The sequence below is a fragment of the Amycolatopsis australiensis genome (genome assembly GCF_900119165.1).
Taxonomy (GTDB): domain Bacteria; phylum Actinomycetota; class Actinomycetes; order Mycobacteriales; family Pseudonocardiaceae; genus Amycolatopsis; species Amycolatopsis australiensis.
In genome coordinates, this window is the sequence record NZ_FPJG01000006.1 from 1,604,520 (window position 1) to 1,617,729 (window position 13,210).

A 13,210-nucleotide genomic window follows, 5' to 3' on the forward strand; every position below is an offset into this window, starting at 1 on the left:
CAGGGCCGAGTCGTATGAACCGGAAGAGCGTGCTCAGGAACCCACTGCTGTGGATCGTCGCGGGGTTGCTGGCGTTGTTCGCGTACAACACGATCTTCGACAGTGATCGTGGGTACACCCAGGCACCCATCTCGGTGGCGAACTCCCAGATCTCCTCGAACAACGTCAAGGAAGCCAACCTCGAGGACAAGGAACAGCAGCTCAAGCTGCTGCTGGCGAAACCGATCGACGTCGACGGCCAGCAGGTCACCCAGATCATTTCGCAGTATCCGGCGGACGCCACCCGCCCGATCTACGACTCGCTGATCGCGGCGAAGACCGACGGCCAGCCGATCAAGTTCACCACCAAGGTGACCCAGCAGGGCGTGCTGACCCAGATCCTCATCTTCGCCATCCCGCTGGCCCTGGTCCTGGGCCTGCTGATGTGGATGATGAACAACGCCCAGGGCGGCGGCAACCGCGTCCTCAACTTCGGCAAGTCCAAGGCCAAGCAGCTGAACAAGGACATGCCCAAGACAACGTTCGGTGACGTCGCGGGCGCCGACGAGGCCGTCGAAGAGCTGTACGAGATCAAGGACTTCCTGCAGAACCCGGCCCGCTACCAGGCGCTGGGTGCGAAGATCCCGAAGGGCGTGCTGCTCTACGGGCCGCCGGGTACCGGTAAGACGCTGCTCGCGCGAGCCGTCGCCGGTGAGGCGGGCGTGCCGTTCTACACGATCTCCGGCTCGGACTTCGTCGAGATGTTCGTCGGTGTCGGCGCCTCCCGCGTCCGTGACCTGTTCGAGCAGGCCAAGCAGAACGCGCCGTGCATCATCTTCGTCGACGAGATCGACGCGGTCGGCCGCCAGCGCGGCGCCGGCCTCGGCGGCGGACACGACGAGCGCGAGCAGACCCTGAACCAGCTGCTCGTCGAGATGGACGGCTTCGACGCCCGCGGCGGCATCATCCTGATCGCGGCCACCAACCGGCCCGACATCCTCGACCCGGCGCTGCTGCGTCCCGGCCGGTTCGACCGGCAGATCCCGGTGTCCGCGCCCGACCTGCGCGGTCGCAAGGCGATCCTCGAGGTGCACGCCAAGGGCAAGCCGATCGCGCAGGGCACCGACTTGACCAGCCTGGCCAAGCGGACCGTCGGCATGTCCGGCGCGGACCTGGCGAACGTGCTGAACGAGGCCGCGCTGCTCACCGCCCGTCAGAACGGGCACGTGATCACCGACGCGGCGCTGGAGGAGTCGGTCGACCGCGTCGTCGGCGGTCCCGCGCGCAAGAGCCGGATCATCTCCGAGAAGGAGAAGAAGATCACGGCCTACCACGAGGGCGGGCACGCGCTCGCCGCGTGGGCGATGCCGGACATCGAGCCGGTCTACAAGCTGACCATCCTGCCGCGCGGTCGCACGGGCGGGCACGCGCTGCTCGTCCCCGAGGACGACAAGGACCTGATGACCCGGTCGGAGATGATCGGCCGGCTGGTCTTCGCGATGGGTGGCCGCACGGCGGAGGAGCTGGTCTTCCACGAGCCGACCACGGGCGCGTCGTCCGACATCGAGCAGGCGACGAAGATCGCCCGCGCGATGGTGATGGAGTACGGCATGAGCGCCCGCCTCGGCGCGGTGAAGTACGGCCAGGAGCAGGGCGACCCGTTCCTCGGCCGGTCGGCCGGGCGGCAGGCGGACTACTCGCTCGAGGTGGCGCACGAGATCGACGAGGAGGTGCGCAAGCTCATCGAGACGGCGCACACCGAGGCGTGGCACGTGCTGAACACCTACCGCGACGTCCTCGACGAGCTGGTCATCGAGCTCCTGGAGAAGGAGACGCTGCAGCGCAAGGACCTCGAGCGGATCTTCGCGACCGTCGAGAAGCGCCCGCACATCACCGTCTTCAACGAGTTCGGCGAGCGGACGCCGTCCGACAAGCCGCCGATCAAGACCCCGGGCGAGCTGGCGATGGAGCGCGGCGAGCCGTGGCCGCCGCCGGAGAAGGAGAAGAAGCCGGTCCTGAAGCCGGAGCCGACCCCGGTCGGCACGGCACCGGGCGCGGGCGACCTGCCCGGCGGCCCGCCGTACCCGGCCCCGACCCCGGCCGACCCGAACGCCAACCCGTACGCCCCACCGCAGCCGGGCGCCTACCCGAACGGCGGCCGTCCGTACGGCGGCCCGAACGGCGGCCCCAACGGCACGTCGCACTGGCCGCAGACGTACGGCGGCCAGCAGCCCGGCAGCTATCCGCCGGGCCAGGCCGGCCCGCCGAACTACGGTGCCCCCCCGGGCTGGACGCCCGCGACCTCGCCGGGCGGTCAGCCGGGCCAGTCGTGGCGGCCCGGTGGTGAAGAACGCCCTCGTGAGCACGGCTGGTTCGCCGACCAAGCCGGCAACCAGCAGAGCGAGGGGGAGCGTCGTGACGTGGACGGACCAGAGAAGTCCCAGTGACGCCGACCGCCCGGTCTTCGACCAGGACCGGGCGGAGAAGGCGATCCGCGAGCTCCTCCTGGCCTGCGGCGAAGACCCGGAGCGGGACGGTCTGAAGGACACCCCCGCCCGGGTCGCCCGCGCGTACCGCGAAATGTTCGCGGGCCTGTACACGGAACCGGACGCGGTGCTGGACCGCACCTTCGACGAGTCGCACGAAGAGCTGGTGCTGGTCACGGACATCCCGATGTTCAGCCAGTGTGAACACCACCTGGTGCCGTTCCACGGGGTCGCGCACGTCGGGTACATCCCGAACGCCGCCGGAAAGGTCACCGGGCTTTCGAAGCTGGCCCGGCTCGTCGACCTCTACGCCAAGCGGCCGCAGGTCCAGGAACGCCTGACGTCCCAGGTCGCCGACGCGATCGTGCGCAAGCTCGAGCCGCGCGGCGTCATCGTGGTCATCGAGGCGGAGCACCTCTGCATGGCCATGCGCGGCATCCGCAAGCCCGGCGCCCGCACGACCACGTCGGCCGTGCGCGGGCAGCTGAAGAACTCGGCGTCGTCGCGGGCGGAGGCGCTCGACCTGATCAAGGCGCGCCGGTGAGCGTGGGGCTTCCCGCTCCCGGCCGGTGCGTCGTGATGGGCGTGCTGAACGTGACGCCCGATTCCTTTTCGGACGGTGGCCGGTACCTCGGGCTCGACCAGGCGCTGGAGCACGCGCGCGCGATGTGGGCGCGTGGCGCGGACCTGATCGACGTCGGCGGCGAGTCGACGCGGCCGGGTGCGTCCCGGGTGGACGCCGAGACCGAGATGAACCGGATCCTGCCGGTCATCCGGACTCTGGCCGCCGAAGGCATCGAGCTGTCCGTCGACACGACCCGCGCGGCCGTCGCCGCGGCGGCGCTCGAGGCCGGCGCGAAGGTGATCAACGACGTCTCCGGCGGTTTGGCCGACCAGGACATGGCGCGCGTCGCCGCCGACAGCGGAGCGCCGTGGGTGCTGATGCACTGGCGTGGGCACAGCAAGGACATGCAGGCCCTCGCGAAGTACGACGACGTGGTGGCCGACGTCCGCGCCGAGCTGCTGTCCAGAGTGGACGAAGCGCTGGCGGCCGGTGTCGCCGAAAGCGCGATCGTGCTGGACCCCGGGCTGGGCTTCGCGAAGAACGCGGAGCACGACTGGGCGTTGCTGCGCGGGCTGGACTCGCTGCTCTCGCTGGGTTTCCCCGTGCTGGTCGGCGCTTCGCGCAAACGCTTCCTCGGCCGTCTGCTGTCCGAAAAGGACGGCACGCCGCGTCCGCCGGACGGCCGTGAGGACGCCACCGCGGCGATCTCCGCGCTGGCCGCGGCCGCGGGCGCGTGGGGAGTGCGGGTGCACGAGGTGGGGGCGTCGCTGGACGCGGTCACGGTGGCCGCTGCATGGTGGAAGGGTTCGCCGGATGTCTGATCGGATCACGCTGACCGGGCTGCGCGTGTTCGGGCGCCACGGCGTGTTCGAGCACGAGAAGCGCGACGGCCAGGAGTTCGTCGTCGACATCACGGCGTGGCTCGACCTCGGCCCGGCGGCGGCGTCGGACGACCTGACGAAGACCCTCCACTACGGCGAGCTGGCGGAGCTGGCGGCGGGGATCGTCGCGGGCGAGCCGTACGACCTGATCGAGAGCGTCGCGGGCAAGATCGCGGACGAGGTCATGCGCGATGAGCGGCTGAGCGCGGTGGAAGTGACGGTGCACAAGCCGTCGGCACCGATCCCGCTGACGTTCGACGACGTCGCGGTGACAATCCGGCGCGCCAGGTGAGCCGGGCGGTCCTCTCGCTGGGATCGAACCTCGGCGACCGGCTCGGCTTTTTGCGGCTGGCACTGGACGCTGTGCGGCCGGCGCTGGTGGCCGTGTCGAGCGTGTACGAGACGAAGGCATGGGGAGTGGAGGACCAGCCGGACTTCCTGAACGCGGTGTGCGTAGTCGACGACCCGGCGCGCGACCACTGGGCCTGGTTGCGCACGGGCCAGGCGGCGGAGCAGGCGGCAGGCCGGGTACGAGAACTGCGCTGGGGCCCCCGGACCCTGGACGTCGACGTAGTGACGGTGGACGGCGTGCGGTCGGACGACCCGGAGCTGCTGCTACCGCACCCGGGAACACCGGACAGGGCCAGCGTGCTGATCCCCTGGGCAGAGATCGACCCGACGGCGGTACTCCCAGGCCACGGCCCGATCGCGGAACTGCTGGCAGCACGCCCGGAGTCGGAGATCGCAACGGTCCGCCGCCGCCCGGACCTCAATCTGGCCTGACGCCGCCGAGCCGCGGGTCTCGGCTGGCTTGGCCGAGCCGGGTGGGCGCGGTGAGTGGCCAAGCTGGAGCTGGCTCGCCGACCCGGCCCAGCCGGCCCAGCTTGCCGACCCGCCGGGCCGGCTTGCCGGCCGGGCCGCACCCGCCAACTGCCAGGCCGAGTCCGGCCAGCGTGCCAACGGTGGGGCTGGTCCGCGCCGGGCCAGGTCGCCGACCGGCCGGGTTAGCGCCCGCAAACTGCCGGGCCGGGGCCAGCTCACCGGTCCGGCCGGCTCGGTGAGCGCCGACTTGCCGAGGCCGCCGAGCCCGCCAAGCCGGGCAGGCCCGCCAAGCCGGGCAGGGCCGCCAGGCCGGGCAGGGCCGCCAGGCCGGGCAGGGCCGCCAGGCCGGGCAGGCCCGCCAGGCCGGGCAGGCCCGCCAGGCCGGGCAGGCCCGCCAAGCCCGCCAAGCCCGCCAGGCCGGCCAAGCCCGCCAAGCCCGCCAAGCCCGCCAAGCCCGCCAAGCCCGCCAAGCCCGCCAAGCCCGCCAAGCCCGCCAAGCCGCGCGTAATCGGCGAACCGGCAATACCCGTTACGGCCCACCGCCGACCGATCGGTGAGCTGTCGCCGACCGGCGGTCAGCCGCGCAGGGCCGCGATCATGAAGTCCACCGCCGGGCGGGTCGTCGGGAACGGGGGCCAGCCGTTGATGATCCCCAGCAGCTCCCAGTACCGCTCGGCGCGCGGGTCGCCGCCCGCGGCGAAGCGGTCCGCCAGCTCTGCGCGGAACTCTGCCGAGGACGGGTCCTGGTCCGGCCGAGCCGAAGCCGCCGCGATCTCCGCCGCAAGCGTTTGCCCCGACTCCGACGTCGGGCTTTGCCCCGCGTCAAGCGCTTCCTGGGCGCGGGCCATCCACGCGTTCCAGTTGTCGCGCCAGGCGTCCGCCGGCTGCTTGAACTCGCCCGACTTGATCTGGGCCGACTGCTGCTCGCTCATTCCGCGGATCAGCGCGCGGAAGTCCGCGTCCTGGATCAGCTCCGCGAACTCGATCCAGGCCTCCAGCTGCTCCGGCGACGGGTCGTCCGGCAGCTCCGGCTTCCCCGCGCGCATCCGGCGGTAGAACTCCTCGTCCACCTCCAGGCCGGAGACGATCTCGTCCCAGAACTCGTCGACCAGCCGCTTGCGCTCTTCGTCCGACATCGACGCCAGTCGGTTCATCAGTTTCACTTCCTCCAGCTCGGAACCACGCTTGGCCACCGCGCGCAGCACCGCCCGGCGCAGCCGGAGCCGCCGGATCTGCTCGTCCAGCGCCTCGACGTGCCGGGTCGCCAGCTCGCCGACGGTCGTCGCCTTCGTCAATGCCGCCGAGACGTCCGCGAGGCCCAGCCCCAGCTCCCGCAGCGTGCGGACCAGCTCGAGCCGGGCCATCGCCGCCGCGTCGTAGAGGCGGTAGCCGGCGTCCGTCCGCTCGGTCGGCGGCAGCAGGCCTTCGTCCGAATAGAAGCGGATCGTCTTGACCGGCAGGCCGGTCCGCCGGGCCAGCTCGCCGATGGTGAAGGTCGCGGTGGTGCCCACAAGACGCATGGTGAACTCTCCAGTCGGGGGAGAGTCAAGCTTACTTCCCGCGCGGGTGGCGGCGCCCCGGCGCGCAGCCGGCTCGGTACGGTTGAGTCATGCACTTCACCCGGCCCCGCGACCTGGTGGTGGCCGGGCTGCTCGGCCTGGCCCTCGGTTACTTGCTGTTCCTCGTGGCCTACGGCGACCTGCCGCAGCTGCCGTTGCTCGCCGGCGTCACCTTCGCCGTCCTCGCCGTGATCGAGGTCGTGCTCGCGTTCTCCATCCGGTCGCGGATCAAGAACGGCCGCGTCGTCGCCGCGATCGGGGTCGCCCGGTCGGTGGCGCTGGCGAAGGCTTCGTCACTCGCCGGAGCGTTCATGGCCGGCGCCTGGCTGGCCGCGCTCGCCTATCTTTTCCCGCGACGTGACGAACTCGTCGCCGCGGTGCTCGACACGCGCGCCGGGATCGTCGGTGCCGCGTCGTCGGCGGCCCTGGTAGCAGCGGGTTTGTGGCTTGAGCACTGCTGCCGGACCCCGCGGGACCAGGATCGGGAGCACACCGGCGGGACGACCGGTTAGCGCTGGAATCCCACCGCTCGCGGGACCGAGTAGGTCTCGTTCGGATTACGAGCAGGTACGGTGTCAGGCATGACCGGCGTGGGTGACGACTCGCGCGGCCGCCTCCTGGGCAGGCCGTGGCTTGTCGTCGGCTTTGTCCTCGCCATCGGAGCCACCCTCGCACTGGTGCTCAGCGATGACCTCCGCTATCTCCGGCTGGGGATCGTCGCTGCCCTCTGGGCTGCCCTGATCGGCGCTTTCCTCGCCGTGAAGTACCGCAAGCACGCGGCACAGAGCGAGGACGCGGTCGCCGAGGCGCAGGCCGTGTACGAGTTGGAGCTGGAACGCGAGATCGCGGCCCGGCGCGAGTACGAGCTGGAGATGGAGGCGGAGACCCGCAACGCGGCCGAATCCAAGGGCCGCGAGGAGCTGGAGGCGCTGCGCGCCGAAGTGTCCGCGCTGCGCGAAAGCCTCCAGTCGCTGTTCGGCGGCGAGGTGCTGCTCGAACGCGTCGCGCTCACCGCGCAGGCGACCCGGATGCGCAAGGTCACCGACGAGAACCGCCTGGTCACCGACGGCGTCCCGAAGAAGAAGCCCGCCCAGCTGATGGCCGGCAAGAAGGCGGTCGAGCCGGGCGACCGGCCGACGGAGCTGATCGACCGCGTGCTCGACGAGCGCCGCCGCAAGGCGTCGAACGGCAAGCCCGCCAACGGCAAGGGCCTCGGCAAGAGCAAGGGCTTCGGCGGCAAGCCCGTCCCGAAGACGCCGGCCACGGTCTCCGTGCCGAGCACCCAGCAGCTGGCGCGGCCGAAGCCGTTGAGCGAACGCCGCCCGCCGGTGCCGCCGGTCGACCCGGCGCTGAACGCCGCGCAGCGCGAGCTGAAGGCCGCCGAGCTGCGGGCCGAGGCGGCACGTCGCCAGGCGGAGTCGCAGCCGATGCGGCTGCCGAAGCCGGACGAGGTCAACCAGCCCGAGCGCCGTCCGGACGCGGTCGCCGCCGAGCCGACGCGCCGCGACGTCCCGCGGCCGGAGCCCAAGACCGAAATCCGCCGGCCGGCCACGCCGGAGCCGAAGACGGAGATCCGCCGTCCCGAGCCGCCGCCCGCGCGACGGGCCGAGATGTCTCGCCCGGATTTGCCGCGGGTGGAGCGGCCGAGGCCTGCGGAGGTTTCCCGTCCGGACATTCCGCGGGTGGAGCGGCCGCGGCCGGCCGAGGTTTCGCGACCGGATTTGCCGCGGGTGGAGCGGCCGCGTCCGGCCGAGGTCTCGCGTCCGGATATTCCGCGGGTCGAGATGTCGCGTCCGGACATTCCGCGGGTGGAAATGTCGCGGCCGGACCTGCCCCGCGTGGAGCGGCCGCGGCCTGGCGAGGTCTCGCGTCCGGACATTCCGCGGGTGGAAATGTCGCGGCCGGACCTGCCCCGCGTGGAGCGGCCGCGGCCTGGCGAGGTCTCGCGTCCGGACATTCCGCGGGTGGAAATGTCGCGGCCGGACCTGCCCCGCGTGGAGCGGCCGCGGCCTGGCGAGGTCTCGCGTCCGGACATTCCGCGGGTGGAAATGTCGCGGCCGGACCTGCCCCGCGTGGAACGGCCGCGGCCTGGCGAGGTCTCGCGTCCGGATATCCCGCGAGTCGAGATGTCGCGGCCGGACCTGCCTCGGGTCGGCCAGCCGAACGGCGTGCGCAAGGGGCCCGAGCCGCCGCGGGGCGGGCCGGTTCCTCCGGTGAAGCCGTCCGAAATGTCGCGTTCGGACATCCGGCCGGTCAAGGACCTCAGCGCGGCTTTCCAGAAACGCGACGACTTCGCCGAGCGGCAGCGCCCGAACCGGCCGAAGCCGCCCGAGCCGAAGACCCCGCCGACGCCGCGGGACGCCTCGCGCACCGACCTCCCGGTCGTCCCGCCGACGACGCCCGTGCCGAGCAAGAGCCCGCAGTCGCGCACCGACCTGCCCCCGGCCGTGCCGCCGACCACGCCGGTCCCGGCCGCCGATGGCCGCCCGCCGTCGCGGCTCGAGCAGTTCTCGCGGGCCGACATGTCGCCGATCCTCGACGAGCCGCCGTCCCGGCACGGTTCGCACCGCGCGCCTGTCGAGGCCGAGCAGGCCGACGCGCCCCTGGTGAACCCGACGCTTCCGGAGTCCGTGCGCAACTTCCAGGGCCGCTCGGGTGGCCGCCGCCGCAAGCCGGACGACTCGCAGCAGCTGCCCGCGGTCCCCGCGCCGGAGCCTTCGGGCGGTGGGCGGCGCCGTCGTCCGGACGGTGAACCGCCGGCGTGGGAGGGCATGGTCGCCGAGCGGGCGTCGATGTCGCGCCGCAACATGACACCGGTCGACCCGGCGGAAGCAGAGCAGAACGGCAACGGCACGAACGGCCACGCCCGCAACGGCGGCCGCCGTTCGGCGGACACCCCGGGCAGCGGCTCCCACACGGCGGGCCGCTCGGTGAGCGAACTGCTGGCCGCCAACGGCGGCACGGCGGCAACCCCGCGCCGACGCCGCCGCGCAGAGGACTGACACCGGCGCCGGCCCACCCTCAACGCACCGAAGGCCACCTTGGTTGCGTCTCGCGCACCGAAGGCCGCCTTGGTTGCGTGTGACGCACCGAAGGCCGCATTGGGGCGCTCGGGCCGTGGTCAAGGCCGTCTTGGTTGCTCCTTCCCCGCCCGCGCTACCGTCGTCAGCGGAGGCGCCGCGCGCCGCTTGCCGACTCAGCGCATTGCAGAACCGGGGGGTGGCCGTGGCCGTCGTCCAGGGCAGAGGTGCCGTTTCTCTTCCTGTCCGGTCTGCGTAGGGTGACCCGCTGTGAGCGGAACCCTCTCGCCCGCGACCGGTCTCGACCGCGGACGGCGGCCTCGCCGGATCACCGTGCTGTTGCCGGTGCTCGGGCTCATCGTGGTGGCCCTCTGCGGCCTGTTCCTCTTCGGCCTGGCCACCGCGCGGGTCGGGCCGCTCGCCGTCACCATCGGGGTGCTCGCCGCGCTCGTGCCCGTCGCCGGGGTCGTCGCCGGGTTCCTCTGGGTCGACCGGTGGGAGCCCGAACCCGCCAAATTCCTGCTGCTCGCCTTCGCCTGGGGCGCCTGCATCGCGACCGTCACCGCGCTGCTCATCAACACCACCGCCGAGGCCGTCGGCGACGAGCTGCTCGGCAAGGGCAGCGGCAACACCGTCGCCGCGCTCGTGTCCGCGCCCATCGTCGAGGAGGCCGCGAAAGCCCTCTTCGTCGTGCTCATCCTCTGGCGCCGCTCCAGCGAGTTCGACGGCGTGGTGGACGGCGTCGTCTACGCCGGGTTCAGCGCCGCCGGCTTCGCGTTCACCGAGAACATCTACTACTTCGGGCGCGCCTTCTACGACCACGGCTTCGGTGACGGGCACAGCCAGGGCGTCATCACGGCGTTCTTCCTGCGTGGCGTCCTGGCGCCGTTCACGCACCCGCTGTTCGCCGTGCTCACCGGCATCGGGATCGGCATCGCCGCGCGCACGGCCACGAAGGCGATGAAGGTCGTCGCCCCCGTCGCGGGCTACCTCGCCGCCGTCTGCCTGCACGCCCTGTGGAACAGCGCCGCGCTGCTCGGTGGGTCGAAGTTCCTCACCGTCTACTTCCTGATCATGCTGCCGCTGTTCCTCGGCGTGGTCTACCTGGTCGTCCTGCAACGACGGCGCGAGCAGCGGATCATCGCCGCCGCCCTGCCGCACATGGCCGCGGCGCGCTGGATCGCGCCGTCGGAGGTCGACCTGCTCGCCAGCCTGCCTGGCCGCCGCGCGTGGCGCCGCCAGGCGAAACGCCAGTCCGGCAAGCGCGCCGCGAGAGCCGTCGCCGTGTACCAGGCGAGCGTGACGGAGCTCGCGTTCCTGGACCGGCGGGAGATCACCACCGACGCCGACCGGGAGCGCCAGCAGGAGCTGCTGCGCACGTTGAAGGCCGCCAGAGCCGAGGCGACGCGCCTCGCCGACGAGGCCGCCCGCGGGTGACCCGGTCCGGGTGAAGCTGGTCACCCGGGCTCAACGGTTCGCGCTTAATCGAGTTAGTCTCGCGCCGTTCGTCCGGTACCCGGAGCGGGACTGGAACGAGAGCAGAGGGAGTCTGCCAACCATGAGCGTCCACAGGCGCACGCCATGATGAGGCCCGCTCGCCTCGCGGTCGGCGTCGTGTCCGCCGGCCGGGTGGGCAGTGTGCTCGGCGCCGCGCTCGCCCGGGCGGGACACACCGTGGTCGCCGCGTCGGGACTGTCCGCCGCGTCGCTGGCCCGCGCCGAACGCCTCCTTCCCGACGTGCCCCTGCTGCCGCCCGACGAAACCGTCCGCCGGGCGGACCTGGTGCTGCTCGCGATTCCCGACGACGCGCTGGCCGGCACGGTCCGCGGGCTCGTCGCCACCGGGTCGCTGCGGGCGGGCCAGATCGTCGTGCACACCTCCGGCGCGCACGGCGTCGACGTGCTGGCGCCCGCGGCCGAGGCCGGGGCGCTGCCGCTCGCGCTGCACCCGGTGATGACGTTCACCGGCCGCGAGGAGGACCTCGAGCGGCTGACGGCGTGCAGCATCGGCATCACCGCGGCCGCCGACGACGACGCGGCGTGGAACGTCGGCGAAGCGCTGGCCGTCGAGATGGGCGCCGAACCGGTGCGCGTTCCCGACTCGGCGCGAGCGCTCTACCACGCTGCGTTGACCCACGGCGCGAACCACCTGATGACGCTCGTCGCCGACTGCGCGGAAGTCTTGCGGGAAGCGGGAATCGGGCATTCCGAACGCCTGGTCGCTCCGCTGCTTTCGGCGGCGTTGGATAATGTGCTGCGGCACGGCGACCGCGCGCTCACCGGTCCGGTCGCCCGTGGCGACGCCGGCACCGTCCGCAAGCACCTCGCGGTGCTGGCGGAGCGGGCGCCGGACGTGGCGCCGGCCTACCGCGCGCTGGCCAAGCGCACGGTGGCGCGTTCGTCGGCGGCCGGGCTGCTGGACACCGCGGCCGCCAAAGACCTCACCGAACTCCTCGACGATCCCGCCGAAGGGCACCAAGACCAGTGACCACACCGAAATTCAGCCGCGGCACCCTGAACACGTTCGCGCCGCCCGAGCACGTGAGCCAGGTCAGCCGGGCGCTGCGCGGCGTCGGCCGCAAGCTGGCGCTCGTGCCGACCATGGGCGCGCTGCACGCCGGGCACCGTGAGCTGATCCGCCGCGCCAAGCGGTTGCCGAACACCGTCGTGGCCACCTCGATCTTCGTCAACCCGCTGCAGTTCGGCGCGGGCGAGGACTTCGAGGCGTACCCGCGGCCCCTGGAGGCCGACCTCGACGTACTGCGTGAGGACGGCGTCGAAATCGCGTTCACCCCGAGCGCCGACGCCCTCTACGCCGAAGGCGCTTCGGTGACCGTGCACCCGGGCCCGCTCGGTGACGAGCTGGAAGGCGCTGCCCGGCCCGGGCACTTCGCCGGCGTCCTGACGGTCGTCGCGAAGCTGTTCAACCTGCTGCGTCCGGACTACGCGTTCTTCGGCGAGAAGGACTACCAGCAGCTGGTGCTGATCAAGCGGATGGTGCGGGACCTGAACTTCGACACGCGCGTCATCGGCGTGCCGACAGTGCGGGAGCGCGACGGGCTGGCGCTGTCGTCGCGCAACGTCTACCTGACGCCTGAGCAGCGCGAAGACGCCATCGTCCTGTCGGCCGCCCTCACCGCGGGGGCGTTCGTCGGCCGTGACGGTGCCGAAGCGGTCCTCGAGACCGCGTGGAAGACCCTCGCCGCGCGTCCCGCGGTCGAGGTGGATTACCTGGAGTTGAGGGGAACCGACCTCGGGCCCGCGCCCGTCGACGGTGAGGCACGACTGTTGATCGCCGCGCGGGTGGGGAGCACCCGGCTGATCGACAACGTTCCGGTGCTGCTCGGCAAGGCCGTCGAGCACCCGGAGCGGCTGGACGCAGGGGAATAGGAGTCCACGATGTACCGCACGATGCTCAAGTCGAAGATCCACCGGGCCACCGTGACCCAGGCCGACCTGCACTACGTCGGCTCGGTGACGGTCGACGAGGACCTGATGGAGGCGGCGGACCTGCTGCCGGGGGAACAGGTGTCCATTGTGGACGTCACCAACGGGGCGCGGCTGGAGACCTACGTCATCAAGGGTGAGCGCGGCAGCGGCGTGCTCGGCATCAACGGCGCCGCGGCGCACCTGGTGCACCCGGGTGACCTGGTCATCCTCATTGCCTACGGCCAGATGGACGACGCCGAGGCCGCGACGTACCAGCCCCGCGTGGTGTTCGTCGACGCGGACAACCGGATCGTCCACCGGCACTCCGACCCCGGCCACGCGCCGGAGGGGTCCGGGCTGCTGTCCGGCACGGTGACCCTGCCGCCGGAGGAGGAGACGGCGGTGTTCCCGGTCGCCGAAACGGCGGACGCCCGCCGCCTCGACGCGCTGCTGCACGCGGAAAGCTGACC

The 13,210-nt window shown here is 72.2% G+C and carries 13 protein-coding genes; 11 read left to right on the top strand and 2 right to left on the bottom strand.

Annotation, left to right across the window (positions count from 1 at the left end; translation table 11 throughout):
* Nucleotides 1-14 precede the first annotated feature (14 nt).
* The 5 genes from ftsH to folK are packed head-to-tail and all read left to right on the top strand — an operon-like array spanning nucleotide 15 to nucleotide 4,694.
* A complete protein-coding gene (ftsH, locus tag BT341_RS08960) occupies nucleotides 15-2,426 on the top strand; it encodes an ATP-dependent zinc metalloprotease FtsH (RefSeq protein ID WP_072475824.1) in 2,412 nt (803 codons plus the stop codon).
* A complete protein-coding gene (gene folE / locus BT341_RS08965) occupies nucleotides 2,395-3,009 on the top strand; it encodes a GTP cyclohydrolase I FolE (RefSeq protein ID WP_072475825.1) in 615 nt (204 codons plus the stop codon). The genes ftsH and folE overlap by 32 nt, the downstream gene beginning before the upstream one ends.
* A gap of 35 nt (nucleotides 3,010-3,044) precedes the next feature.
* Nucleotides 3,045-3,851, top strand: coding sequence for a dihydropteroate synthase (gene folP, locus BT341_RS08970; protein ID WP_072475826.1), 807 nt, complete (start codon nucleotides 3,045-3,047; stop codon nucleotides 3,849-3,851).
* Entirely contained in the window at nucleotides 3,844-4,203 is a 360-nt protein-coding gene (gene folB / locus BT341_RS08975; RefSeq protein WP_072475827.1) for a dihydroneopterin aldolase, read from the top strand. The genes folP and folB overlap by 8 nt, the downstream gene beginning before the upstream one ends.
* On the top strand, nucleotides 4,200-4,694 hold the full coding sequence (folK, locus tag BT341_RS08980; protein ID WP_072475828.1) for a 2-amino-4-hydroxy-6-hydroxymethyldihydropteridine diphosphokinase: 495 nt from the start codon (nucleotides 4,200-4,202) through the stop codon (nucleotides 4,692-4,694). Before folB ends, folK begins: the two co-directional genes overlap by 4 nt.
* A 254-nt stretch (nucleotides 4,695-4,948) precedes the next feature.
* Here the strand turns inward: folK and BT341_RS08985 are convergent, their stop codons facing one another.
* Both BT341_RS08985 and BT341_RS08990 read right to left on the bottom strand, forming a co-directional pair.
* The gene (locus tag BT341_RS08985) at nucleotides 4,949-5,230 is read right to left on the bottom strand and encodes a hypothetical protein (RefSeq protein ID WP_072475829.1); all 282 of its coding nucleotides are present in this window, start codon (nucleotides 5,228-5,230) and stop codon (nucleotides 4,949-4,951) included.
* 78 nt (nucleotides 5,231-5,308) lie between these two features.
* A complete protein-coding gene (locus BT341_RS08990) occupies nucleotides 5,309-6,244 on the bottom strand; it encodes a helix-turn-helix domain-containing protein (protein ID WP_072475830.1) in 936 nt (311 codons plus the stop codon).
* Between the two features lie 98 nt (nucleotides 6,245-6,342).
* On the opposite strand from BT341_RS08990, the gene BT341_RS08995 reads away from it, so the two are divergent.
* The 6 genes from BT341_RS08995 (at nucleotide 6,343) to panD (ending at nucleotide 13,208) form a co-directional block, all read left to right on the top strand.
* A complete protein-coding gene (locus BT341_RS08995; RefSeq protein WP_072475831.1) occupies nucleotides 6,343-6,804 on the top strand; it encodes a DUF3180 domain-containing protein in 462 nt (153 codons plus the stop codon).
* Nucleotides 6,805-6,873: 69 nt separating this feature from the next.
* Nucleotides 6,874-9,294: a DUF6779 domain-containing protein gene (locus tag BT341_RS09000; RefSeq protein ID WP_072475832.1), complete on the top strand. Its 2,421-nt coding sequence runs from the start codon at nucleotides 6,874-6,876 to the stop codon at nucleotides 9,292-9,294.
* Between the two features lie 351 nt (nucleotides 9,295-9,645).
* Nucleotides 9,646-10,749, top strand: a complete 1,104-nt coding sequence (locus tag BT341_RS09005; RefSeq protein WP_072475833.1) for a PrsW family intramembrane metalloprotease — start codon at nucleotides 9,646-9,648, stop codon at nucleotides 10,747-10,749.
* Nucleotides 10,750-10,839: 90 nt separating this feature from the next.
* Nucleotides 10,840-11,799, top strand: a complete 960-nt coding sequence (locus tag BT341_RS09010) for a Rossmann-like and DUF2520 domain-containing protein (RefSeq protein WP_425426469.1) — start codon at nucleotides 10,840-10,842, stop codon at nucleotides 11,797-11,799.
* Complete coding sequence (panC, locus tag BT341_RS09015) at nucleotides 11,796-12,701, top strand: pantoate--beta-alanine ligase (protein ID WP_072475835.1); 906 nt, start codon at nucleotides 11,796-11,798, stop codon at nucleotides 12,699-12,701. Before BT341_RS09010 ends, panC begins: the two co-directional genes overlap by 4 nt.
* Nucleotides 12,702-12,710: 9 nt before the next feature.
* Nucleotides 12,711-13,208 (top strand): aspartate 1-decarboxylase, encoded by a 498-nt coding sequence (gene panD / locus BT341_RS09020; RefSeq protein ID WP_072475836.1) that lies wholly within the window; start codon nucleotides 12,711-12,713, stop codon nucleotides 13,206-13,208.
* The last annotated feature ends 2 nt before the right edge of the window (nucleotides 13,209-13,210 follow it).